Source organism: Ruegeria sp. S84, assembly GCF_056583445.1.
This window is the reverse complement of the sequence record NZ_CM152618.1, coordinates 267,244-291,808: the sequence shown is the minus strand read 5'-3', so window position 1 is coordinate 291,808 and position 24,565 is coordinate 267,244. Positions and strand designations below refer to the sequence as shown.

The 24,565-nt window shown below is 53.0% G+C and carries 22 protein-coding genes and 1 pseudogene; 8 read left to right on the top strand and 15 right to left on the bottom strand.

The genetic code is table 11. The annotated features are described in order from the left end of the window. Positions 1–9: 9 nt before the first annotated feature. The 3 genes from AC1DFB_RS01540 to AC1DFB_RS01530 all read left to right on the top strand — a co-directional run bounded on the left by AC1DFB_RS01540 (position 10) and on the right by AC1DFB_RS01530 (position 4,408). Positions 10–597, top strand: a complete 588-nt coding sequence (locus tag AC1DFB_RS01540; RefSeq protein WP_480922636.1) for a LysR substrate-binding domain-containing protein — start codon at positions 10–12, stop codon at positions 595–597. Positions 598–824: 227 nt separating this feature from the next. Beyond that, entirely contained in the window at positions 825–2,579 is a 1,755-nt protein-coding gene (locus AC1DFB_RS01535; protein ID WP_480921984.1) for an adenylate/guanylate cyclase domain-containing protein, read from the top strand. A gap of 92 nt (positions 2,580–2,671) precedes the next feature. Continuing rightward, positions 2,672–4,408 carry an adenylate/guanylate cyclase domain-containing protein gene (locus AC1DFB_RS01530; protein ID WP_480921983.1) on the top strand — a complete coding sequence of 579 codons (1,737 nt, stop codon included), beginning with the start codon at positions 2,672–2,674 and terminating at the stop codon, positions 4,406–4,408. 123 nt (positions 4,409–4,531) lie between these two features. Here the strand turns inward: AC1DFB_RS01530 and AC1DFB_RS01525 are convergent, their stop codons facing one another. The 3 genes from AC1DFB_RS01525 to AC1DFB_RS01515 all read right to left on the bottom strand — a co-directional run bounded on the left by AC1DFB_RS01525 (position 4,532) and on the right by AC1DFB_RS01515 (position 7,349). Further along, complete coding sequence (locus AC1DFB_RS01525) at positions 4,532–4,843, bottom strand: hypothetical protein (RefSeq protein WP_480921982.1); 312 nt, start codon at positions 4,841–4,843, stop codon at positions 4,532–4,534. 664 nt (positions 4,844–5,507) lie between these two features. After that, complete coding sequence (locus AC1DFB_RS01520; RefSeq protein WP_480921981.1) at positions 5,508–6,173, bottom strand: tetratricopeptide repeat protein; 666 nt, start codon at positions 6,171–6,173, stop codon at positions 5,508–5,510. Between the two features lie 3 nt (positions 6,174–6,176). Next, entirely contained in the window at positions 6,177–7,349 is a 1,173-nt protein-coding gene (locus tag AC1DFB_RS01515; protein ID WP_480921980.1) for an adenylate/guanylate cyclase domain-containing protein, read from the bottom strand. A gap of 208 nt (positions 7,350–7,557) precedes the next feature. On the opposite strand from AC1DFB_RS01515, the gene AC1DFB_RS01510 reads away from it, so the two are divergent. The 3 genes from AC1DFB_RS01510 to AC1DFB_RS01500 all read left to right on the top strand — a co-directional run bounded on the left by AC1DFB_RS01510 (position 7,558) and on the right by AC1DFB_RS01500 (position 11,226). Next, positions 7,558–8,415, top strand: a complete 858-nt coding sequence (locus tag AC1DFB_RS01510) for a CE1 family esterase (protein WP_480921979.1) — start codon at positions 7,558–7,560, stop codon at positions 8,413–8,415. A gap of 86 nt (positions 8,416–8,501) precedes the next feature. Continuing rightward, positions 8,502–9,323 (top strand): class I SAM-dependent methyltransferase, encoded by an 822-nt coding sequence (locus AC1DFB_RS01505; protein WP_480921978.1) that lies wholly within the window; start codon positions 8,502–8,504, stop codon positions 9,321–9,323. 187 nt (positions 9,324–9,510) lie between these two features. Continuing rightward, positions 9,511–11,226 carry an adenylate/guanylate cyclase domain-containing protein gene (locus AC1DFB_RS01500; protein WP_480921977.1) on the top strand — a complete coding sequence of 572 codons (1,716 nt, stop codon included), beginning with the start codon at positions 9,511–9,513 and terminating at the stop codon, positions 11,224–11,226. A 173-nt stretch (positions 11,227–11,399) separates the two neighbouring features. On the opposite strand, the gene AC1DFB_RS01495 is transcribed toward AC1DFB_RS01500, so the two are convergent. Further along, positions 11,400–11,792 (bottom strand): Rid family hydrolase, encoded by a 393-nt coding sequence (locus AC1DFB_RS01495; protein ID WP_480921976.1) that lies wholly within the window; start codon positions 11,790–11,792, stop codon positions 11,400–11,402. Between the two features lie 115 nt (positions 11,793–11,907). Between AC1DFB_RS01495 and AC1DFB_RS01490 the strand changes: the two genes are divergently transcribed. Continuing rightward, positions 11,908–12,708 (top strand): class I SAM-dependent methyltransferase, encoded by an 801-nt coding sequence (locus AC1DFB_RS01490; protein ID WP_480921975.1) that lies wholly within the window; start codon positions 11,908–11,910, stop codon positions 12,706–12,708. A 108-nt stretch (positions 12,709–12,816) separates the two neighbouring features. Here the strand turns inward: AC1DFB_RS01490 and AC1DFB_RS01485 are convergent, their stop codons facing one another. Both AC1DFB_RS01485 and AC1DFB_RS01480 read right to left on the bottom strand, forming a co-directional pair. Further along, complete coding sequence (locus AC1DFB_RS01485) at positions 12,817–13,596, bottom strand: methyltransferase domain-containing protein (protein WP_480921974.1); 780 nt, start codon at positions 13,594–13,596, stop codon at positions 12,817–12,819. A 224-nt stretch (positions 13,597–13,820) separates the two neighbouring features. Continuing rightward, positions 13,821–14,393, bottom strand: coding sequence for a carboxymuconolactone decarboxylase family protein (locus AC1DFB_RS01480; RefSeq protein WP_480921973.1), 573 nt, complete (start codon positions 14,391–14,393; stop codon positions 13,821–13,823). A gap of 452 nt (positions 14,394–14,845) precedes the next feature. Here AC1DFB_RS01480 and AC1DFB_RS01475 point away from each other — a divergent pair, with 452 nt between their 5' ends. Beyond that, on the top strand, positions 14,846–15,622 hold the full coding sequence (locus AC1DFB_RS01475) for an alpha/beta hydrolase (RefSeq protein WP_480921972.1): 777 nt from the start codon (positions 14,846–14,848) through the stop codon (positions 15,620–15,622). Between the two features lie 171 nt (positions 15,623–15,793). Here the strand turns inward: AC1DFB_RS01475 and AC1DFB_RS01470 are convergent. From AC1DFB_RS01470 to AC1DFB_RS01430, 9 genes and pseudogenes are all read right to left on the bottom strand, one after another. Next, positions 15,794–16,900 (bottom strand): annotated as a pseudogene (locus tag AC1DFB_RS01470) (AbrB family transcriptional regulator). Continuing rightward, positions 16,846–17,319 carry a ribonuclease E activity regulator RraA gene (gene rraA / locus AC1DFB_RS01465; protein ID WP_480921971.1) on the bottom strand — a complete coding sequence of 158 codons (474 nt, stop codon included), beginning with the start codon at positions 17,317–17,319 and terminating at the stop codon, positions 16,846–16,848. Before rraA ends, AC1DFB_RS01470 begins: the two are co-directional and overlap by 55 nt. A 6-nt stretch (positions 17,320–17,325) precedes the next feature. Further along, positions 17,326–17,967 carry a 3-oxo-tetronate 4-phosphate decarboxylase gene (otnC, locus tag AC1DFB_RS01460; RefSeq protein ID WP_480921970.1) on the bottom strand — a complete coding sequence of 214 codons (642 nt, stop codon included), beginning with the start codon at positions 17,965–17,967 and terminating at the stop codon, positions 17,326–17,328. After that, entirely contained in the window at positions 17,964–19,241 is a 1,278-nt protein-coding gene (gene otnK, locus AC1DFB_RS01455; RefSeq protein ID WP_480921969.1) for a 3-oxo-tetronate kinase, read from the bottom strand. Before otnK ends, otnC begins: the two co-directional genes overlap by 4 nt. Positions 19,242–19,251: 10 nt before the next feature. Then, positions 19,252–19,917: an aspartate/glutamate racemase family protein gene (locus AC1DFB_RS01450; protein WP_480921968.1), complete on the bottom strand. Its 666-nt coding sequence runs from the start codon at positions 19,915–19,917 to the stop codon at positions 19,252–19,254. 84 nt (positions 19,918–20,001) lie between these two features. Continuing rightward, complete coding sequence (locus AC1DFB_RS01445; protein WP_480921967.1) at positions 20,002–21,042, bottom strand: isocitrate/isopropylmalate dehydrogenase family protein; 1,041 nt, start codon at positions 21,040–21,042, stop codon at positions 20,002–20,004. A gap of 95 nt (positions 21,043–21,137) precedes the next feature. Next, a complete protein-coding gene (locus AC1DFB_RS01440; protein WP_480921966.1) occupies positions 21,138–22,682 on the bottom strand; it encodes a tripartite tricarboxylate transporter permease in 1,545 nt (514 codons plus the stop codon). A 9-nt stretch (positions 22,683–22,691) separates the two neighbouring features. Beyond that, positions 22,692–23,123 carry a tripartite tricarboxylate transporter TctB family protein gene (locus AC1DFB_RS01435; RefSeq protein WP_480903970.1) on the bottom strand — a complete coding sequence of 144 codons (432 nt, stop codon included), beginning with the start codon at positions 23,121–23,123 and terminating at the stop codon, positions 22,692–22,694. A gap of 72 nt (positions 23,124–23,195) precedes the next feature. Then, a complete protein-coding gene (locus AC1DFB_RS01430; RefSeq protein WP_480921965.1) occupies positions 23,196–24,269 on the bottom strand; it encodes a Bug family tripartite tricarboxylate transporter substrate binding protein in 1,074 nt (357 codons plus the stop codon). Positions 24,270–24,565: the final 296 nt, after the last annotated feature.

Genomic DNA, 24,565 nt, shown 5'->3' with positions numbered 1-24,565 from the left:
GCATTCCTCATGCCGCGTCTATCGGCATTTGTTCAGGAGTTCCCAGATATTGAGCTTCGGATCGACTCAACAATCCAAGCTGTCGACCTCAAACCAGGGGGCATTGACATAGCCATTCGATACGGCACCGGGCGCTGGTCGGGACTGATCTCGCAAATGTTGCTACCTGGCTGTCTGACAGTGGTCGCTGCAAAAGAATTGATTGGGGAACGAGTGCTCAAAGACCCAATTGAATTGCTCGACTTTACTCTTCTTCAGGAGCAGGCTTCGGTCGAATTTGACCTGTGGTTGGAAAAGGTTGGAGTACCACCCGATGCCGATAGGAGAGTTGTTCGCCTGCCGGGCAACATGCTGCTTGATGGAATCCGCCGGGGTGATGGTGTTGGGGCGACGGTTCCGGCATTCATCTCTGATGAATTGAAGTCTGGAGATCTCGTGGCGCTATTCGATGATCCAATCCCGCAGATCGGATATCACCTCGTCACGCTGCCTGGACCAGTTCGCCCAGCGGCAAAGGTGTTTCAGAAGTGGCTTTCGAACTCAATTACCGAATATGAGAAAAGCCTTTTCAGATGGACGCCTGCTCACTTGATATAACTGTAATAGGTGTTCAACTCGAATGGATAGCAACTACCCAAACCGGCCATGACCTTTTGCAAGATGAGGTTAAAAAGGCCGTTTGCGGTGTGAGCTCTTCAAGCAGACGTATCGCAGCGCTTCCCAACGCTGAAGCCGACTTCAAGCAAAGTCAGAAGTCAGTCCTGTGCACTTTCGCATGGTCTAAACACGTAGCGACCAGTATGAAAAAGAAAGGAGGACAATACTTGGAGCGAAAGCTGGCGGCCATCCTGATTGCTGACCTTGTCGGCTTTACCGCCCGAATGGAGCGGGACGAGAAAGGCACGCTCGAAGTCCTCTCAGCGCACATTGACGAAACCTTTATTCCGCTTGTTGGTCGGCATCACGGTCGCATTGTCAAACAGATGGGTGACGGTCTGCTCGCCAAGTTCGACAGCGCTGTCGATGCCGTTTCATGCGCGGTTGAACTGCAAAATTCGCCAGTGGTGGGCTCCGACCCACTTCGCTTTCGCATCGGTGTCACTCTTGGCGACATTATCATGCGCGACGGAGATGTTTTTGGATCCGGTGTGAACCTTGCGTCTAGGTTGGAGCAGCTTGCCCCACCCGGCGGTGTGTTGGTGTCTGACGCTGTATATCGTGTGGTCGGGAACCGTATACCGGTCGCCTGGGAGGATGCTGGTCAGCACACGGTAAAGAACGTTGCCGAACCGGTACATGCTTGGCGCATTGGCGGGTTAAGCGCAGTATGTGCTGAACCGCCTCGGCCTGAATCATCAGCAAAAGCCACTATTGCGGTCCTGCCTCTACACAACATGAGCGATGACCCCGAGCAGGCCTTTTTTAGCGACGGGATTGCGGAAGACATTATTGTGGGCTTATCGCGTTTTCGAACGCTCAAGGTTGTTTCCAGAAATGCGTCTTTCAGGTTCCGGACACAGGACACAGATCCAGCCAAAATCGCGGAGGCTCTCGGCGCAGATTACCTGGTTGAAGGCAGCGTGCGGAAGGCTGGCAGCCGCGTGAGGATCTCGGTACAGCTCGCTGACGCCCGTACAGGTACTCAACTTTGGTCGGATCGATACGACCACGAACTGGAGGACGTTCTGGCGGTACAAGACGAGGTGGCCCGAAGTATCGTCGCAGTGTTGCCAGGCAGGGTCCAGCACGATGTTGTCGACCGTTCGACACAGAAACCAACGGATCAGATGAAGGCCTATGAGCTGATGCTAAAGGGCAAGGCACTACGCGACGGCTTGAACGCACGAGATACGGCCAAGGCGAGAGCGTTGTTGGAACGAGCGGTCGCGCTCGATCCGACCATCGCGCGATCTTACATGTATCTTTCGGACACGTATGTCATAGACTTGTGGCTTGGTCTGGCAGACGCTGACGCACCGGCCCACACGTTGAAGATCGCCCGAAAGGGCGTGGCACTGGATAACCGGGACGTCTACATTCAAGACCAGCTTGGGTTTGCTTATCTCTGTGCCGGGCTGTGGAGCGAGGCCGAAGCGCAATTCAACAAGACACTTTCCATGATAGAAAGCGAGGCGGAGTCGATGGCTTGGTGTGGCTATGCTTTCCTACTGCTCGGCCAGCACGAAAAGGCGCGCGACGTAGTTTCGGAAGCTATGGTGCTGGACCCGCTACATCCGCCTGCTATCGACTGGATTATGGGGCAGGTCGAATTTTTCAACGGTAACTATGAAGCAGTGCTTGGTTTTCTGATGGGGGCAGCGCGGCTTAACTCGCTGGCCACTGCCTTTGTCGCCGCGTCTTACGCGCAGCTCGGACGACAACGAGACGCCTCCGACGCGTTGCGAGAGTTCGTCACCGAACGTCACGATGAGTTCACAAGTCGAGGTATTGTGGTTGAGGATGACACGGTCAATAGCCTTGCCCGCGGGTTTCGGTCTATGTGGCGGCGACCGGATGATTTTGAACGTCTTGCCGATGGGTTAGCGGCGGCAGCCCGAATTCGCCAAGCGTTGCCTTAGTTTTTTGCCAAACGCGGCCGCTCTATCATCAACTGTACTGCATGGATTTTGCGCCCCATCGGGTCTAACGTTGCCCTGTGGAGGAACGGAAATTGGACCGCAAGCTGACCGCCATACTTTCCGCCGATGTTGTTGGCTTTTCCAAACTTATGGAAGACGACGAGGAAGGCACGCTGGGACGCTTGAAGTCACATCGACTGGAAACATTCGATCCGACGGTCAGCGAACATAACGGCCGTATTATCAAGCTGATGGGTGATGGTGCGCTGGTGGAGTTTGCCAGTGTTGTGGATGCTGTGAATTGTGCAATGGCCGTCCAGTCAGCGCTGGTGCAGTGCGGTGGCCCAATCCGCCTACGCATCGGGATCAATCTCGGTGATGTTATCATTGATGGGGACGACATCTATGGCGACGGTGTCAATATCGCTTCGCGGCTGGAGGCGTTGGCAGAACCCGGCGGCGTTTGTGTGTCCGATATTGTCCAACAAGCCGTGCGCATGAAAACCGGGCCGATCTTCAGAGATCTTGGTGAGCAAAATCTGAAAAACATTGCCCAATCGGTGAGAGCTTGGCATTGGTCCGCACCAAATGAGCAAGACGCAATCGAACCCACCGCCGACAGTACGCAATCGGCATCCGAAAAACCATCGATTGCTGTTTTGCCTTTTGACAATATGAGCGGCGATCCCGAGCAAGAGTATTTTGCAGACGGGGTCAGCGAGGACGTAATCACCGCGCTATCACGCATTCGCTGGTTGTTTGTAATTGCCCGCAATTCAACGTTTGTTCACAAGGGCAAGGCGGTGGATGTGCGTCGGTTGGCACAAGAGCTTGGCGTTCGTTACGTGCTTGAAGGCAGTGTCCGAAAAGCCGGAAACCGGGTTCGCATCACCACACAGCTGATTGATGCCGAAAGTTCCAATCACCTTTGGGCCAACCGTTACGACCGGGAGCTCGATGACATTTTCGCACTGCAAGACGAGATTACTGAGACAATCGTTGGCAGTATCGATTCAGAACTGCGCGGCGCTGAGCAAGACCGGGCGAAGCATAAGCCAACTTCAGATCTCAACGCTTGGGACCTGTATCAACGGGGAAACTGGCATCTAAATCGCTTTACCAAGCAAGGCAATGAAAAGGCTCGTCAGTTGTTTGAGACGGCCACGCGGGCTGATCCGAATTTTGCCTTGGCTTACGCCGGCTGCGCTCTTGTAGGCGTCTCAGACGTCATAATGCGAATTGCCGACCAGTCTTCCGAGACTGTGAAGAATGCCATAAGATTGGCGGAAAAAGCGAAGGCTTTGGACGACCGTGAAGCTTTGACCCATTACGCACTCGGCCGGGCGTTCTGTCTTGCTGGGGACACGGATTCAGGGATCGCCAGCCTGGAAAAGGCCATCGCGCTCAATCCAAACTTTGCCCTAGCACATCACGGCATGGCCTTCGCGCTGAAAGCCGGAGGGCGTGCGGAGGACTCGCTGGCTCATGTGGCCATGGCCATTAAACTTAGTCCCAACGATCCCTTGTTATGGACGTTCTATGTCAACAACGCATCAGCTCACTATCAATTGAAAGACTACAAGCTTGCAGAACACTGGGCGGGCAAAGCCGTTAGAGAAAACGAGCGTGAGTATTGGCCAAACTTGTTCCGAGCAGCAGCACTGGCGCAACAAGACAATTTAGATGAAGCCCGCGCAGCCGTTACCAAAGCTCTTGCTCTCAACCCCGAATTCTCGCTGTCATTCGTCGCCCAAAGTTTGCCCGGCTACAATCAAGACTACTTTGAACATTTGGTAGAGGGGCTGCGAAAAGCCGGAGTGCCGCAGTGACCGGTTTGGAGTAGTCGACATTTTCTGCAACGAGCATGACTGACCGGTCGCAGCCCAAAACGGACCTTCGCAACCAAGCTTTGCAAATTCCGAAATGCCAACCGAACAGACCTTTGTCCGAGACTACACCCGATACCAGTTTTCAACTTCTCGGGCGGCTGCTTCGGATGTAAAAGTAGTCTCTACCTTTGCGATTGCGTACTTTACTTCGTCTGAGCTAGCACTGAGTTCTAAGACGTTCGCATTCAGGTCATGGGCTGACCCGGCATCTGAAAAAATCGTATCGACCGCAATTCTGACGACGTTTCGGTGTTGCAGCAGGTGCTCAAAAAACCGGACATAGATCGCCTCCTCATACGGAGAATGGATGTCCACCTCAGAGACTAAGCCCAACTCCGCAGCCTTGGCGCATGTCTGGCGCCAAGCCAGTTCCATTGTGGATGGTGGCGCGTCCCTAGCCTCATCAGGATGTCTGGGGTTCGCAAATGTAGATCTTCGAATAGCTTCGAGATTGGCACGCAAGCCCTTTGTAGGAACCGGATACATGAATGTGGTTTCCTCGGAAGCTAAGGCAGGCTCAATCTGATCGGGCTGCGTCTGGATGAACTCTGAAAACCTGTTTCCGATGATAGGACTTCACCGACAATCATGCCTGTGGGGTCGGTATTCTCCGCCAGCCATCGCGTCAGTGCTCTCCGCCCCCACAGCCCGGCTGCCTTTCGGATCAACGGATGAGTTCCATCCGAAACATCCGGATACCTCGCGAGTATATCTTCGGTTTGAAACGCCGCGAGCCCCGTATCCCAACGCATGATATGCACACGACGTCCCAAGGAGATCGCAATGGATATCTGCTGACGCAACAGGAATGACTTACCAGATGCCGGTAATCCAGTGAAGAAAACCATGCGGCAACGACGTGCAGCGTCCGCCAAGTGTCTTCCAATCTCTGTGTCCGCAAAACTGTCCTTAGAAATAACGAATCTCCTAATTCGGTGTCGGCAACAGCGTTAGGTAGCAAGCGCAACTTGGTTCCAAAACCGCTACAAACATTCTATGCCCGCCATTCTGAAGGCGATGTTTTTAAGCAATCTCGGCGTTAGTTCTCTGAAACTTCAATACCGGCAATGCGAAGCCCATCCATTATCTTTTCGATCAGCTCCGTTGGCATTCCACGTGCTCGATACGGTGCGCGTGGATCGTCAAGAAACTCCGGGTGTTCGTTTTGCAAGCGTCGCGCCATCTCTTGCGCCTTTTGTTGCTCGCCGTCCAAAGCATAGCTTGCAGTCAGGCTTGCCATCGACATGGTGGATTTCGGCGTACCCCAGCTCAAGATGACTTTTTGTGCTTCATCATAATTGCCTTGCAAGATCGCGTGCAGCACCCAAGCGTTGTTGTAGCCAGGATGAAGTTTGGGGTTGAGGTTTTTTGCGCGGGAAATCCACTCTTTACCTTTTTCAAACTCGCCGGAGTAAGCAAGAAAGATACCCAGATCCGCGAGGATCCAGGAATCATTGGGACTAAGCTCCGTGGCGTTCTTTGCGTGTTCAAAGAAGACCGCCTTGTCTTCTCCCGTCATTCTGCTGAGGATTGCCAGGGCGTAGTGCGCATCCGCATTGTCCGGGTCTTCCTCAAGTGCACGTGTGGCGGCGTCTCGGGCCTTATTTGCCCAATCCGGATCGGTGTCGAATGATCGTTTCTTAGACTCGAGATAGTTAAAGGCCAATCGCGACCAAGCAAGAGAGTAACCAGGTTCTTCCTTCACGGTTCACAGTAGACAGTCCCGAGCCTTGCGATGCGCTTCAATGCTGAAACTTTGATAAAACCAGAATCCCAACAGATAGCATTCATAGGCTTCCAGGTTTTCCGGTGCCTTGTCGCGGATAGCCTGCTGTACAGAAGCGTTGAACAACGGGGCATCGCTTGAGCCGATTTGCGAGGCGACCTTTCTTGCAATCTCAACCTGGATATCCAGGACATTTGCGATGCTTAGGTCCATATCAAAGGGGCCCGGCGGCGTGAGTTGACGGCAAGTCCTTGCATTGATGAACGTAGTTGTCACCCGCAGTTTCGAGTCAGACCGTTGGGCCGTGCCGCCAAGTATGTAATCGGCCCCTAACGCATCCCTGATCGCTTCGCAATCTTTCTGACTGCTGAAGTCGGCGCCAGCTTCGGGAGCTATAACAAACAGGTTTGAGAACTTCGCCAACAAGGCGTTAAGATCACGCGTCAAACCTTCAGCGAAATACTCGTCTTCCTTGTTTTCCCCGATTGTTTCAAAAGGTGTAATGACAATCCGCGCACCTGACGGAAGGTCGCGCGGATCATCTCTTCCAAAGACAAAAAAAGCAGAAATCGCGGTAACTGTGGCGACAACAGCCGTCGCGGCAGTCCATCGGATCGCTGCGCTGCGCTTGGGTTTGACCGCAAGTTCCGGAGGCCAGGTCCAAACCTCGACCTTATTGGCGATATTCTTCAATTCATGGGCGCCAGCATGCGCAAATTCCGCGTCCACCTTTCCCGAAAGTTGATCGGCAACTGCTTTGGAAACACAAATGCCTCCGGGCGGTACGATTGCTTCCAACCGAGAGGCAATGTTGACGCCGTCTCCCAGCAGATTATCGCCATCTGCCACGACGTCACCGAGATGTATTCCGATACGAAGGTTCATGCGCCCTTTTTCCGGCAGATCGAGGTTGCGAGCTTTCAGTTCTCTTTGAATTTCCAATGCACAGCGGGACGCGTCTGTTGCACTTGTGAATTCAGCGATGACGCTGTCACCCGCGCTGCCGAACACGCGACCACCATAGTTTGAGATGAGGTCATCAATGAGTTTTCGGTAGCTCTTTAGGGTGGTAATCGTGCCCTCTTCATCACGCCCGATCAGGCGTGAGAATCCCACAAAATCCGCAGCCAGAATGGCGGTTAGACGGCGTTCCATAAGTCCCCCCGTACCACTTTAATGAAAGTTACCTGGGTTCTCGAACAAAATCTAAGTTCTTACCCAAGCTCATAACTACTTATTTGGAAAGAGATCGACCGGCCAACTTTGCCTAAACTTCAGATAGTTCACAAACGCTTGGCCGATGCCTTCGGAGATGCGCAACGCTGTGCTATGATTTCTGTGATCTGGCGACAGAGGTACACTTATGATGCGACCGGAAACGCGCAACCGCATTTTGACGCTTGGTTTTGCCATTACTGTCAATGCAGCAACGCCGAACGCTGCCCTCGCTTCTGATGGAGTGTGTGGTGCGCCAGATGCACCTTGCACACTGGAGGGCGGTGAGTACTACGCGGCCCTACCAGATGTTCCGGATGAACCGCCTGCCGTCATTTGGTTGCACGGTTATGGACGGTCTGGGAAAGGGATGATCCAGAACTCCGCCTATGTCGATCCTTTCATCCGGCGCGGCTACGCTGTGATTATGCCGAGCGGGCAGCCCAGTATTAATAGCAAAGACCTCGATTGGGGTGTGGCTGACGGGTATGATCTGGCGCGCGATGATGTCTCCTTTGTCGGCGCAGTTCGCGCCGACGCGGTGGAGCGCTTCGGTATAGACCCGTCGAGAATACTGATCGCAGGTTTCTCCCGCGGTGGTTCGATGGTCTGGGACATTGCGTGCCAAGCGCCAGAGATGGCAAGAGGCTTTGCCGCTGCGGCTGGAGCATTCTGGGAGCCCATGACCACTGAGTGCGATGCGCCAGTTCACCTATTTCACGTACATGGCTTCAAAGACCGAATGGTGCCGTTCGAAGGCCGACAGCTAACATGGGAGGGTGTTGATTTTCACCAGGGTAACGTCATGAAGGGCTTGGATGTCTGGCGCCGCGAGAACGCCTGCTTCGGTAGCGCGGAAAACAGCTTTGGCGACGATGACTCGATGCAGAAGGATTGGGTGGACTGTGACGCAGGCTCCATCCGGTTGAAGGTCACCAAAGGCGGGCACGGTGTGCCAGAGGGCTGGCGGGACGCGGTGCTCGACTGGTTCGAAGCGCTACCTTGAGCACTTGAGTGCCCGCCGACCCTCCGCGAATTTTGATCTGATGGGCATTCAGTAGCATTCAACATGATTGGCAACAGGGGTTGAGAATGAGAGAGCAAGTTTCCGACCACTGTGGTCGCAGCCTCAGTTTGATCGACCAGATAGCTGATAGCCTGAAGGCCGCAGGCTTTGACCCGAAGAAACTGCGCACCGCTGACTTTGAACCAGTTGATGAGTTCCATTTTCGCGGCAGACAGGCGACTTTACAGTTTCTGGAGAAACTGGAGTTGGCGCCAGGCGCGAATGTGCTTGATATTGGTAGTGGCTTAGGCGGGGTGGCCAGAACAATTGCTGAAGAAGCAAAGGCCAAGGTTACTGGCATAGATCTGACGCAAGAGTTTTGCAACGCAGCCAAAACCATTTCAGATTGGGTCGGTCTCAGTGAACAAACCACGTTCATTCAGGGAGATGCGACAAAGCTCCCATTTCCGGACTGCAGTTTTGACGGCGCGGTAACGGTTCATGTCGCGATGAACATCCCGGACAAACTTTCGGTGTACAAAAAGGCGCATCGTGTTCTGAAGCCGGGAGCACGATTTGGAGTTTACGACATACTACAGGGTGAAGGTGGTGACGTCGTTTATCCGATGCCGTGGGCTATGGACGCCTCGATCAGTTATCTCGCAACCCCGAAAGAAATGGTCGGCTTTCTGCAAGATGCGGGTTTTAAGGTATTGGATGAAGAAGACTCGACGACTGAAAGTTTTGAATGGCTTAAGGCGAGAATTTCGAAGCCCAAGTCTAAGAGCACCATGCCTGTTACGACACAGATTCTATTTGGGGACATCGCCAGCGATATGGTTCAGAACCAACTTCTTGCTCTGGATGAACGTCGGTTATTGACATACCGCTTCATTTGCATGGCCTGATGCGATTGTTGCATCGACGCTCGAAATAGTCATTCTCTGCGGTGTGCGGATTGGCTGATGGCAGCCCGAAGCAGACATTCACAGTCACGCTTTTCAGTTTTGCACTAAGCCATTCACTAGGACATGCGCGACGTTCAGAAAATCATGTTGTCTTTTCCAAACAGCGTAATTTGCGCTACCAATAGACATGAATGGAGACCGCAGACTTTCCGCAGTACTCTCGGCCGATGTAGTAAACTACTCAGGCCAGATTAAGGCAGATGAAAATAGGACTCTCAGCGAACTTCGTGTTCTACGTCGAGAGTTATTTGATCCTTTGGTTAGCGATCATCGAGGTAATGTCGTTAAGAGGATGGGTGATGGATGGATAGTCGAGTTTAACTCGGTATCTGATGCAGTACGATGCGCCCTTGATCTTCAAAGCCAGGTGTCAACTCAGTCCTTATTGAAACTACGAGTGGGTGTGCATCTTGGAGATGTCGTATTCGACGACGATGACATTTTCGGCGATGGCATCAATCTGTCTGCACGTCTACAAGAGGCTTCCAACGAAGGGGCTGTGTTAATTTCAGATGTCGTCCATCGCAGCCTTGACGAGCGCCTCGCTGAGCAATTTTATCGCGCTGGAGAGCGACAGTTTAAGAACGCGCCGTCACTAATAGAAGTTTTCCAATGGTCGCCGCCAGGTTCTGCCCCACCGCGAGTAACTCCGGCTAGCCATACAAAGTCTCTGCTAATCGGCGTCTTACCTTTCGATAATCTTTCTTCTGACCCCGATCAGGAGTTTTTTGCAGATGGAATTACCGAAGAGATCATCACCACTTTATCAAAACTCCCGAATTTACTGGTCGTCGCGCGTAACTCTACATTCGTCTACAAAGGTCGCTCCGTTGACGTGAAACAGGTCGGTCTGGAGCAGGGTGTCGATCTTGTTCTTGAGGGAAGTGTCCGTCAAAGCGGTAACCGGGTGAGGATCACAGCACAGCTAATCGATGCAAAGTCCGGCATGCATATTTGGGCAGACCGCTATGATCGCCTCATTGAAGATGTATTCGAAGTTCAGGATGAAATCGCACTTAGGATTGCAACCGAGCTTCAAGTCGAACTGTTGGCGGGAGAAATGGCTCGTTTCAGAGGATCCGGCACAAATAACCTAGGCGCGTGGACTGCTCAACTAAAGGCCGTTGAGGCTTCGCGCAGAATTACCAGGGAAGCTCAGGCCGACGCTCGCCGATTTGCACAACAGGCAATTGCACTCGACCCGGGTTACTCGGCTCCGTATTGTACTTTGGGATTCATTTGCACTGTCGAAGCACGACATGGATTTGTTGCTGACCGGCGTGCCGCGCTAGCGGAGGCTCGTGACTGCGCTCAGCGGGCTCTGGAAATAGACAGCTACAACCCAGAGGCTCACGCTATTGCGGGTTTTGCGGATGCAATCGATGGCAAGCTGGTTTCGGCTATCGAGAAGTTCAACGAGGCACTAGCGCTGAATCCAAACCACGCTGACGTGGCTGCCAGACTGTCAATCACCCTAGCTTTCAATGGCCAGGCAAATGAAGCGATCCAAGTCGCACAACAAGCCATTACCCTGAACCCTCACTATCCAGGTTGGTACGCAGGCGTTCTGGGTTTAGCCCTTCGACTCGACGGTCAATACGAGGAAGCCAAGAAAGCATTCACCGAATATGGTCAAAGGGTTGAAGGCTTTGGTCACCTCGACCTCGTAATCGTCCATATAGAGACGGAGAATCTTGAGGCCGCTCGCGATGAAGCACGGAATGTGATGAAATACCGCCCTCAGTTTTCCATATCGGACTGGGCGAAAACTCAACTTTTCTCTGATAGAGAAAGGCTGGAGAAAGACTGTGCGTCTTTGCGACTAGCCGGTTTGCCTGAATAAGTACAACGTCTCGCTGTAGCAGGTTGATTTGTGATGAAAATCGACCTCACACGTGTCCGATTTGGGTTTGGCAACAGGCACCATAGTGCCTTCTCGATCCAAAACCTCGGTCGATTCAGCAGTGTTGGCAAACTCATCGTCATACGATTTCGCCCCCAGCCGGAATCTGCACCTTATGCGTCGTCGGCAATGATTGCATCAACTTCTATCTCGACCAACCATTCGGGGTTCACAAACCGATTGATCGCCATAATTGTGTCGACGGGTCGTGCATCGACGCAATACTTCTTCCTTGCCTCGATGGCTTCTTTCCAATTGTTTATATCTGTCAGTATGACTCGCGTCCGAACAATGTCTTGAATTCCCGAACCCGCCTGTTCGAGAGCCGCCTTGATGATTTCAAAGCACTGGGTCGTTTGGGCAAATACATCTCCGACCCCGACGGTCTTACCTTCAGCATCGACAGGTGCGGTGCCGCCAATCGAAATGTAGGGGCCAACCCGAACTGCTCGGCTAAACCCAACGATTTCTTCCATCGGGTTTCCATTTGAAACGAGCTGACGCATGGCATGAACCTCCTGTTTGCCCCAATTATAAGCATTTTGGCACGTCTTGTTCTTGGTCCAGGTGATGTTAGAATTTTTAGTAGAGAATACTGAGCGTTAATGGAGGGTGGTTGGGATGGCTGATCCGTTTCAAGATGTAGATGCTGCGGGCGAAGACTTCATTTCCGCATTTGCTGACTCGATGGACGCGCGTCAGTCCGATCCTACAATGGAAAATATTGTTTCAAACTATCTGGCCAAACTTCAGTTTGCAGAAGACGGTCTGACCATTGAAGTCGGATGCGGCGCGGGAGCTGTCACGCGCCGCATTGCGGAGAAGGCCAAACCCACGCGAGTCATTGGTTTCGAGCCATCTGTGGGCTTTATAGCCGAAGCAAGAGCGCGGGTTGGGGGCCACGGCAATGTCGCGTTTGAGGTCGCAGATGGAGCGTCGCTGCCCCTGGATGATGGCTCGGTTGATAACTTGATAATGCACACGGTGCTTACCCATGTGGCAGACCCGGCACCTCTTTTGACCGAAGCAAGGCGCGTTCTAAGGCCGGGTGGGTGTCTCGTAGTGTGTGACGCTGATTTTTCGAAGGCTTCACTGGGAAACCTACCAAACGATCCATTGGGCGCCTGCGCCAAGATATTTGTGAACGAGTTTGTCACCGACCCATTTGTTGTCGCCAAGCTGCGAAGCCTGGCCTCAAATGCGGGGTTCAAAGTCGAAGACTTCAGTTTTCAAAGCAGAATTATTCTGGACAATGACCAAATGCTCCCCTGGGTCGAAGAAACTGGAAAAGTGATGATGAAACGCGGCGAAATTGGAGAGGATCTGCACAATGGCTTAGTTGCCGAGTATCGCCGTCGAGCAAGAGAGCGCACACTTTTTGGCTATCAGGTCTTTGCAACGCTGATTGCCAGGCGGCCATAAACTCTTGGCATTCGAGTCGCGACAGTAAACAGTTGCCAACCAGAAGCTTTGCTCCAGAACGATGGTTTAGAGAGCGCGGCCGAGATCAAATGGCGCATTGTAGAACGATCAACCCTGTTTGCGCGCCACGACAATAAATTGGGTCATCGAAAAGAAGAAGCGTCCAACTTTTGCAAGGCTATACTGTTCGTCAAACCATGCTTGGGCAACAGCGGGATCAACATGGTCATTTGCGATAGCGTATTGCTTCATGAGGTGCATCATCATGATTGCGAGGCCATCAGGCTTTAGCTGGTAATCTGTCATTGTGGATGACAAGACATCTTCCACATGGTCGCCGCGATCCTTTATCAGTGCGGGCAGTCTTTCCGGCACGGAACCACTCACAAAGTGCTGGTTCCAGGATGTCAGCATCTTTTGCATTCTGTCAGGTTGGTCACTGAACCAAATCAAGCTGCCAAAGTGTAGATCGCTGATGACGAGGCGCCCGCCGGGTTTGACGCACCGCAGCGTGTCAACTAATGCACCGTCTACGTCTTCGATGTACTCAAAGACCTGCACCGAAACGGCTTTGTCAGCACTTTCATCCTCAATGGGTAAGCTATTTGCAGCACCAGCACGAAACTCCACGTTTGCATAGTCGCCGCATCGTTCTTTAGCGGCCGCTGTCATGTCAGTACTTGGGTCGATCCCGATGACATAGCCATCCGAGCCAACTGCGCGGGCCAACTCCGCTGTTAACATCCCGTTGCCACAACCGATGTCCAAAATAGTTTCACCGGGAGCCGGGCACAGCGCATCAAATGAAGCCTGTCTTCGCCGCGTCAATTCAGCTCCTTGATAGGCGATTTCAAGTAATCTCGTTGTCTCCGCGTCAAACTTAAGCAACTCTCCCCCCTTACAAAGCCCACAAGTTAACAAAACCTTATCAGAAAATGGGCTATCAACGAAAAGCAGGACGGATCGTTGAGGCTTGAACAAGGATCCACCAACAATAAATGATCACGCCGATTTGATCCGACGAGTGATTTAACTCTGAGAGCGAAGGACGCATCTGCCGTTTTGTCGGACCAGCTTTTTTGTCGTCGTTCGAAAGTTTGAACAACATAAATTCAAGGGATGTCGATGCCGTTCTCTCGTCCGAAATCGGTATAGAAGCTGTCACTGCGGCATCGGTCTAAAGTGGCTTCGTCCGCTTCTCTTGGGTCGGTGCCAGGGCTTTGAACACCTGTTCCTTCTATGAAGCGGTTCACGAGATTGAAGACTCCACAGACCTGGATAGCATCGAACAGCGCGCTCTCTGACCAGCCTGCCGCGTAGACGGCATTTGCGTCGGCTTCTGTCATTCGTGATGGCGAGACGGTGAGCTTTTCAATGTAAGCCAGTAACGGTTTGAGATGATCCTCGACCGGTGCCGTATCGCGGTCTTCCATCAGTGCTTCGATTGTCTCGACCTCAATGCCGTAGGCTTTGGCGAAAACCATGTGCGCCCCATGGCAATACGCACAAGCATTCAAGCCAGAGACATAGGCTGCAATCAATTCACGTTCAGCAACCGAGAGGTCGCTCTCGCCCCTCATCACAAGGCTTTCGTACGCACAAAGCGGAGAAAGTTTGTCTGGAAAGGCTTGATAGACACTTCCCAGCGTCGCGTTCTGCGGCAGAGACGGGAAAAGGCGTTTCATTCTATTCTCTTTCAATCTTGCTTGAGTAAACCTCGTCTCAAAGTGAGGAACCAAAGTTGTTTACGCAACCCCGAAGCAGTTCTTGGTCGCGCACAAAAATTTTCTGTGAATACGGTAAACAGCAAGTTTGCCCGGCCACACCACGACATGTTCGTCGATTGGTGCAAGGCCATTTCTTTGGTGCCGTTCTCGTAAATTTGCAAAGTCAGCTTTCTGCGCATTGCTGCAATTGGGGCATCGCGCAGCATCGATCCAAGTGAGCTCCATCGCGCACTTTCTCTACAGCCTGAACGAATGTTGGCTTTGGGTTCCGGAATGTCTGGCGCCGTGTTGCGATCCGGCAGCTACGTGGGCATCAGACACCTTGCTGCACAGTCAGATCTCGTGAAGAGTAGCTGGACGATCCAACGGCAGTGCGTAGGTCTTCTTGGGGCAATTTGTGGAGAGTATAGATGCTGAGTGAGCCTAGGCCACCGGTTCTTCTATTGACGGGTACAAATGCGGCAGCCTGGACGATGGAGAATGTCCGGTCGTCATTTGAGGCATCAGGATACGACTGTGAGAGCTTGTCCTATCGCTATCATGATCTTGCAAGCGGACCCGAACGCGACAGCAAGCTTATTGGATTGAGTATTGCAGATTACGTAAAGGACGCCCGGCAGGCGATCCAAAAAATCGGGGAGACACCAATTGTTGTCGGCCACTCCCTTGGTGGTGTGGTTGCGCAAATATTGGCCGCTGAGGACGCCGTAAGGGCCGGCATTCTCCTCAATAGCAGCGTGATGAACGGGGTCTTAGCCACAACAGACGGAGAGCGTGAACTAGGTAAGCTGTTCATCTCTTCAGGTGCGTTCTGGGAACACGCCCTTGGACAAGACCTAGACCTTTTGACGAAATACGGACTGAACACATTGCCTGACGATCTTCAGCGCGACATTCATTCGCGCCTCGGCACAGAATCCGGTCGCGTGTTGTTCGAGTTTGTCTTCTGGATGTTCGACGCGCGCCAAACCACACTGGTTGACCCCAAAAAGGTAACTTGTCCCTTGTTGTTTGTGTCGGGAACTGAAGACAGGGCAGTTGCAACAAGCACTGCCAAGAACATGGCTTGCCGTTACGAAACAGCAGATTTCCTGACCGTTGAGGGGGCTTGTCATTACCTTCAATTCGACGCGTCGTGGCCCGTTACGGCGCAGAAAGTGCTGGACTGGCTTGGTCGCAATATATGACGTTTGCCGCTATGGATGACCCCGGTCGCGGCTACCGCGTATGGTAAATCCATTCAACGTAGCGCGGCTCGGTCGGCCTTCTCCAGTCAGCCAACTTGTATTTTGGCGACATACAAGCTTTTGCGGTAAAGACGGCATCGATTGCTTAGCGAGTGAACTTCATCGGATTCATCAATGCTCGATATCCCGCTTTGATAGCGAAGCTACGAGGATAGGTGCTAAAACAAGCGCCGCCAAGACCCTAAAAATATGATGCACGCCAACGAACGCAACATCGCGACCAACGCTCACCGCTATGATTGACATCTCTGCCAAGCCTCCAGGTGAATAGGCTAAGACAAGTGCGACCGGGTCTGTCGCCAACACGTTCGCAACAGCCAATGCTCCCGAAAAGGCCACCGAAATCTGGAGAGCGACAACCATGGCCGCTGCACCTAGAGCCGCGAACAGAGCTTTGATGGGCACTCCGGAAAAACGTGCGCCAACATTAATGCCTATGAAGACCTGAACCAACGCGGTCACAGAAACCGGGATCTCGAACTCCGTCCATCCCAGCAAGTGAACGGCCGCGCTGAATATCATCGGCACTACCACAATAGGTGCCGGCAGCTTCACCCTACCCCGTGCTAGCATTCCCACAACGATGCATCCGATGATCCAAACCCAATCGGCAAACGTGACCGAAGCCAGCTGTGTTTGCGCTTTGGGTGGAATGACTTCGAAGTCTGCGATCAGGTTGATTAGTAGCTGAATCAGCAAAATTGCTAATGCAATGCGCTACGCATGAACGATAGCGACACGAGCCTGATCCGCGCCTTTTTGCTCGGACAGCAACACCATTTCGGCAATGCCACCCGGCATTGCGCATAGAGAAGCTGTCAATGCGTCAAAGCGCGAAATACGTCGTAAAAGGTAGAAACCAAGGACGTACATTATTCCAAGGGCTAACAGTAAGAAGGCCAGTGACACCCACCAAGCACCAAAAGAGGAAAGCAACTCGTGCGTAAAGGATGCGCCCAACATCACACCTACAGTTGCTCTTACCAAGTCCAACATAGGGCCCGGTAGTTTGACAGGAAACTGCTTCAACGACCCGGCGATGGTCACCAACATTGACCCTATCATCCACCCCAGCGGAATGCCCGTGAGCGATACAAGCCAGCCAGCAAAGGCTGCCGTGAATATTATAGCGCCGTGTTGCGAGACTTTGGCAAAACTCGAAATCAGACCAGTCGCTTCTTGCTGTGCAACACGCCGTCCGCATCGCCGTAAACCCAATCACCAGGATGGAATTTAACCCCACCAAAGGTCACCGGTTCCCCGATTACGCCCCACCCACGTTTCGCGCTTTTGACGGGGCTGGTTGCTAAGGCAAATACCAGAGTGTTCATTTGATTGATTTCGGCACTGTCTCGAATTGCGGCATTCAGGATAAGACCAGCCCATCCATTTTGGATTGCAAGATTAGCCAACATATCGCCAAGGATTGCAATTCGCGTTGATGCTCCGCCGTCGACAACCAAAACGCGCCCCTCACCCGGTGTTTCCAGTTGCGCCCTAAGTTCCGTGTTATCTTCGAAGCACTTCACTGTCTGTATTTGCGCCGCAAAGAACTGTTTTATCCCGAATTGCCGAAACGGTAGATGGACAAGAGTAAGCTCTGGCGCATGGTGATCGATAAGGTCAGCGGTTTTCATGATGGATTACATCCTTCCGAAAGTCTCTTTGAGTTCTGCGACTTTTTTAGCATCCAGCAACCGGGTAGGCAGGCCGCGCAAAGCCACGAGCAGCTTGGCCGTTTCTTCTAACTCTTCTGCTGCACAAACCGCTGAGAAGAGATCCTTTCCCGAGACGACGGGACCGTGATTGGCCAACAGAACCGCACTATACTTGCCGTCTAGTTCACGGATCAAATCACCGGACTTCGGGTCGCCCGGCTTGACGTATGGAACCAGTTTGACCGTACCGACGCGCATCACCACATACGGCGTAAGCGGTGGAATACAGTCATTGGGATTGGTGTCTTCCAGACACGACAATGCAGTGGCCCAGGTCGAGTGCAGATGAACCACTGCACCAGCTTGTGGCCGCGTCTCATAGAAGGCTTGGTGCAGAAAAACCTCCTTGGTCGGCTTGTCCCCGGAGACGTGGATGCCATCCAAATCAATCTTGGCGATACGCTCTGGGTCGATATCGCCCAAGGTGGAATTGGTTGGCGTCATGAGGATTCCGTCATCAAGACGTGCGGAGACATTGCCCGCTGTGCCGACGGAAAAGCCACGCGCAAACAGCGAGGCGCACAGTTCCGACATCTGCTGTCGCAGCGCCAGTTCTTCAGAACTCATTTACCGGCCTCCATCATTCTCAGCGCTTTTGCGAAAAAGTCCGGAGCGCCGAAGTTTCCAGACTTTAGAGCCAGCGCAATGGGTTCAGATTTTCCAACGCTCAGGACTGGCACGCCCGGGTCGATCTCTGGCCCAATTGACATGGCCGGAGACCCCAGTGCCTCAGAAACAGCCTTGGCAACAGCTCCCGACGTCTCTCCCCCTGCCACCACCAATCGCTTGTAGCCCTTTTGGACAAGTTCTCGGGCGGTATCTGCAAAGAGACTATCCAGTTTTTCTGCAACCGCTTCCCGACCGAATTGACCTTGGATAGCACGCACATCATCCGGGCTTCCCGATGAATATGCGAGCGGTGCCTGACCCGGATGCTTTTCAAAGAAATCCAGAAGCGTTTGCGTGGTCACATCCCCGGACATGACACCCGGAACATCGATGGCGAACGTCGGATTGGACTTCGCATGCACATCGATCTGCCCACGGGTCGCTCCCGAGCAAGACCCAGCAAGTATCGCGGCAGGCCCTGCGATACGAGTGAACGCACTGCCACCTCTTTTGGACGAAGCTTTTCTGACGAAGTTCTTGGGTAGCCCCAGCGCTATCCCAGATCCCCCAGTAATGAGCTGGGCATCCTTCAGAGCCTCGCCCCAGGCCAGCAAATCCTCGTCCGAAATCGCATCACCGATCACAAAGCGTTCGTCGACGTTCCGCAAAGCAGTAGCAATCGCCTCTGGTCCTTGCGTCACGGCGTCAATTGAAACCAACCCAACCGCTTCTTGGGTCTGATACTGCAACCAACGCTTGATGTCGGCATCCGTCATCGGAGTAAGAGGGTGATTTTCCATCCCGGACTCGTTCAACAGCTTGCCGAACACAAATAGATGGCCGTGATAGATGGTGCGCCCCGTTGTCGGAAAGGCTGGACAGAAAACCACCTTTTGCGCGCCCAGTTCGTTGGCCAACGCTTCCGCAACCGGGCCGATATTTCCCAGCCTAGTGGAATCAAAGGTCGAGCAATACTTGAAGATGAACTGGCGGCATCCTTGATCTTTAAGCCATCGCAGGGCTCGCAGGTTGTCCGCAACAGCTTCTTCGACAGGTGCAGTGCGGCTCTTGAGTGAGACGACACCCGCTTCGATCTCTTCGTTGGCTGGGGTCGTGGGAATACCCGGGAACTGAGCCGTACGTAATCCACCTTCCGGCTCAACGCCCTTGGCCAAGGTGTTCGCAATATCACTCGCACCGGTAAAATCGTCCGCTATGACACCGACTAGCATTGAACCTCCCTCACTGATTGCCTTCGACGCGCCGTCGGATTTCGTGAATCGCCGCCTGTGGACTGGTCAACACTGGAATCTGTACTGTCTTACGGACATCCTCAACGGCGTCAGACATCGAAAACTGGGCTAGAAGAATAACGTCCGCGTCGTCGATACTTGATGCGGTTTCCGCAATCAGGCGATTGTGTTTTTCATCATCACCCGCTTGCTTTGCAGCCAACGCGCCAGAGCAATAGTATGACGTAATCTCCGCATTGCTGCCGCGCGCCCTAGCAGCATCTAGAAATTCCTCTTCCATACCTGCCGCTGCTGGAGGAAAAGTATAAACCATTGCGATGCGATCACCGTATGAGAAAGCCGCATCGAACATCGCTTCATTCGGCTTCATGACTGGGATGAGCGCCTCGAAATCTGCTCTTTCGATTGCGGCTCCGAATGCTGAGCAAGTGAACAGTACACCATCGGCGTCAGCGCCTTCCGCATACCGGCAAAGGTCTACGATGCGCCGGAAAAGATCGGCGGACAATTCGACTTGCTTAGACCTGTCTAAAGACAACCCTTCTTCTAGGATCGAAATGGTTTCTGCTTCCGGCCAGTGCTCGCGTGCCGCAACTTCGATTGGATCAATCGCGACGCGGGTGGCATGGATCAACGCTAGTCTTGGTCGTCTCATAATTGCTCCAGCTCAAGACGGGTGACGCCGCAAGGAGCGACGCCACCAGTTGATGTGGACACGTTTGCCCACCGGGAGATCCAATCACGCCGGGATCGTTTCCTTGGAGACCATTTCGGCCACAAGCGTCCCGAAGGTGTCGGTGTTTACGGTGCCACCAAGGTCACGGGTGCGCTTTGCAGGATCATCGATGACGGCATCAACTGCATCCGCAATGGCTCGCCCAGCCTCCATAAGCTTCGGACTACCCTTCTGCTCGCCGAGCCAGATGAGCATCATAGCGGCGGAGAGAATAAGTGATGTCGGGTTCGCAACGTTTTGCCCTTGGATGTCCGGGGCAGAACCGTGCTGTGCTTGTGCGCAGCATAAGCCCGTTTCAGCGTTTGCATTGATCGACCCAGCGAGCCCCAAAGACCCTGAAAGTTCAGAGGCAAGGTCAGAGAGAATATCGCCGTAGAAGTTAGTCGCGACGATAACATCATATTCGTGCGGTTTTCGAACCAGCAGCGCTGCAAATGCGTCGACAATCAACTCTTCGGTTTCGACTTCAGGGTAGTCCTTCGCCACCTCGCGGAAACATTCCAGAAACAGGCCGTCGGTCATGAGAAAAGAGTTGGCCTTGTGTATCGCGGCGACTTTCTTCTTCCGTTGCATGGCCAGTTTGAAAGCCTCTCTGCAAATCCGCATTGATCCGTGTCGCGTAATTTTGCGAACCGACAACGCCATGTCCGGATCGGGCATCATTTCTCCGACGCCCTTGTACATGTTGCGGTCAGGATAGAATCCCTCTGTCGCCTCACGCATGATCACAAGATCCATCCCAGGCGCTTTGTTCGGTAAAAAGTCACGGCTCCGGGCCGGCCGCACATTCGCATAAAGATCGAGGCCGATACGGAACCCGGCCGAAACGTTGCGACCACCTTCAACGACTGGCGGGTAGTCCATATGGGACTGCGTCCCTAAAATGACTCCATCGAACTCAGTTCGTGCACGTTCCAACACGTCGTCACGCAGAGTGATACCGTGGTTCCTGAGACTGGTAAAACCGGACTCTTCTTCTTCAAACGTTAACCCCAGATCGTACTTCTTGTTGGCGGCCTCAACGACTTCCAAAGTCGCCGCCATGATTTCAGGTCCGATGCCATCGCAGGGCAATGTCATGATACGCATCTTTTGTCTCCTTGTTGGCCGAAGCCAGTCATTCTTGAAATCCGGTGGGTTTAATCCCCGACCGATGCCTCTTCGTCATGGCGCTGCGCATCCATGCGGTCCTTAACCCGACGGCCAACAAACATGGGCAACACGAAACCGGCGATTGCGATAAGCCAGAGGATTATTGCGAGGGGACTTCCCACTAGCGCCAACCAATCCCCGTCCGAAATCGTCATTGCGCGGCGAAGGTTCACTTCCATTTGGTTGCCAAGAAGGATGCCCAAGATGACTGGCACCAGCGGCACGTCGAGTTTGCGTAGAAGCCAGCCTGCAAAACCGAAACCAACCATGAGCATTACATCGAAGGTGGAGCCCGTTATCGAGTAAATCCCAACGAACGAGATCATTGCGACGACAGGCATCAGAATGCGCGTCGGCACCAGCAACACGCGCGTGAACAACCCGACCAACGGGACGTTCATCAAAAGCAGAATGATGTTGCCGATGAACAAGGCCGCGATCAGCCCCCAAACCACGTCCGGATTCTTTGTGAAGAGCAGTGGTCCCGGGGTAATGTTAAGTTGCAACAAAACAGCCAACAGAACGGCGGTCGTCCCCGAGCCCGGTACGCCCAACGAAAGCATCGGCACCAACGCGCCTCCAGCGGCCGCATTATTGCCTGCCTCAGGAGCTGCAACACCGCGTGGATCGCCCTTTCCAAAGGATTTCCCATCCCGGTCGACGCTTTGTTTCTCCAGTGAGTACGCAAGGAATGACCCCAACGACGCTCCGGCACCTGGCAAGACGCCTGAGAAGAAACCAAGACCTGCGCCGCGAGCGATTGAAGGCATGCAACGTTTGATCATGCCGAAGTCAGGCAAGATGCGTCCAACCTTTGTCGCGCCAGCTGATCCAACGGCACCGCCACGGTGATGTTCGAGAAAAATCAACACTTCACTCAAGGCGAACAAGCCAACGATAGCGATCAAGAAGTCGATGCCATCGAAAAGGTGGATTTCACCAAAGGTGAAGCGCTGCGATCCTGTTTGGCTATCACTGCCAATCATCGCGATGCCCAGCCCTAGTGCAGCTGCGAAAGCAGATTTGGCTTGGTTCGTAGAGGACACACCACCCAGTGTCGCAAATGCGACTGTAAAGAGGACAAAGTACTCCGCTGGTCCGAAAAGCAGCGCGATTTTGACCAACTGTGGTGCCAAAATCACCAGGCCAATTGTAGCGACAAACGCCCCAAAGAAAGATGCGATGCCACCTAAAGACAGGGCTTCGCCGGCCTGACCGTTCTTTGCCATCGGATATCCATCGAGGCACGTCATCATCGCGGGTTCGTCGCCCGGGATGTTAAGCAAGATCGAACTAATTCGGCCTCCGTACATGGCGCCGTAGTAGACACTTGTAAGAAGGATGAGAGATGGGATGGGCCCAAGACCGAGCGAGAAGGCAATCGGAATGAGGATCGCGACCCCATTTGCCGGGCCCAAGCCAGGCAATGCTCCCATCAAAGTGCCGAGGAAGCATCCAACGACAGCAAGGAACAGATTTTGCGGTGACAACGCAACCGAGAATCCATCAACAAGAAGTGCAAGCGTTTCCATGGCGACCCCTCAGAACCCCAATGGTCCTTCGGCCAAAGCAAGGCCTAGGATTAGGTGAAAAACGACGTAGATACCGATGGCTGTCAGCAGGCCTACGACGAGCGACCAAAGCGGAGCGGTTCCCAGTCGCCAGGTTAGGTAGGCAGTTGCAAAGGTTGTCGCGATAACAAACCCAATCTCGGAAAGAGACCATGCGTACAGAAACATCACAGCAGTGGCGAACAATATCTCGGCAAAGTCGCGCAACCCTGGCCATTTTGGCTCTTCATCCGGGCGGATTATGAAATAGAGCGACGTAAGGCCTAACACGGTGCCCACAATGTAAGGAAAGGCGCGCGGACCAACGACATCAACCATGAAACTGTCTTTGATGATCGATGCTGCCCAAATATAGAATATTGCAAGGGCCAGTCCGAAACCGCCGAAGATGCGGTCACTCATAGTTTCCTCCCAGATTTTCGGAAATTCTTTTAGGTGCCCAACCAGATGCGACCGGTTGGGCACGCATGACATTTATTGGATGATACCGATCTCTTTCGAGAGCTTGGTCACGTCCGCAATACTGCCCTCAACAAAGGTGTACATGTCGTCGCCAAAGTTGTTGAACGGCTCAATAGCAGCTGCTTCGAGCTCTGCCTGGAACCCAGGATCCTCGGTCAGCGTAATGATCGCGTTCTTCCAGAACTCTTTAGCTTCGTCAGTTGCACCAGCCGGCATGTAAAGGCCGCGCCAGTTCGCGCCAACGACGTCGAAGCCTTCCTCCTTTGCAGTAGGAATATCCGGATAGTTCTTCAGACGCTCAGGAGCCAGAATCGAGATTACCCGGATATCACCCGACTCCAGGAAGCCCAGCATCTCGGAGAAATCTCCAGACAGCGCCTCGACCGAACCAGAAAGCAGGCCGGTCATGGCTTCACCGCCACCATCGAACGATACATATTTCATCTGGGTAACATCTTCGAGGCCAGCTTCGCGGGCGACCAACATGGGCTTGATGTGGTCAAAACTGCCCACAGACGAACCACCCGCGATCCCAACTGATTTTGGATCAGCGACAATGTCCTCCATCATCTGAGACAGAGAGGTGTACTTGGAGTCCGCGGGAACAGCGATGGCTCCATATTCAGCTCCGAAAGTGGCAAGAAAGTGCACGTCATCCTGTTGGGCGCCTTCGTAAATGCCCTGCGCAATTCGAGCGCTGGTACTCATAGAAGCCGCAACGATAAGGTTGTTGTCTTCGTTGCGCTCTTTCGTGACATGCGCGAACGCAACTCCACCGCCCCCACCGCTCATATTGGTAACCTGCATCGAATCCTCGATGATCCCGAGATCGAAAAGATACTTTGCTGTTGTCCGACAGATGAAGTCCCATCCGCCACCGGGATTTGAGGGCGCAATGCATTGCGGGCTTTCAGCTTTGAATTCGGCGGACGCGCCAGTCACGCCGGCAACGGCTGCCGCAGCAGCAATGGCGCCGATGCGAGTAAATTTCATGAACACGGGTAATCCTCCCCAGTTTTCCAAGTGTTTTTCAGCGCGAATCCCGCACTGGCTATTTTGATTGCATATTGACACGCAAAAAGCCAATCTTATTTTGCTTTTTTTAATCGAAAAAACCAAAATGATCGAACGGGCTGTTTCCCGACACCTTTCAAGTATATGTTTTATTATGTTTTTTCAAAGGATTGACACTCACCTGAAATGAAAGAACTTTGCTGAAACAGCCATAAAACCAATCCAATTTACGCGAACATCATCGTCTCAGCAGTATAAAATCCACCCATCTTTGGTTTTTTACGTATAGAAAACCTAAAATTTGGTTGTATGCTGGCCGTCAGATGCAATCTACGTAGGTGAGAGCGGCAAGAGGAGTCAGGCATACC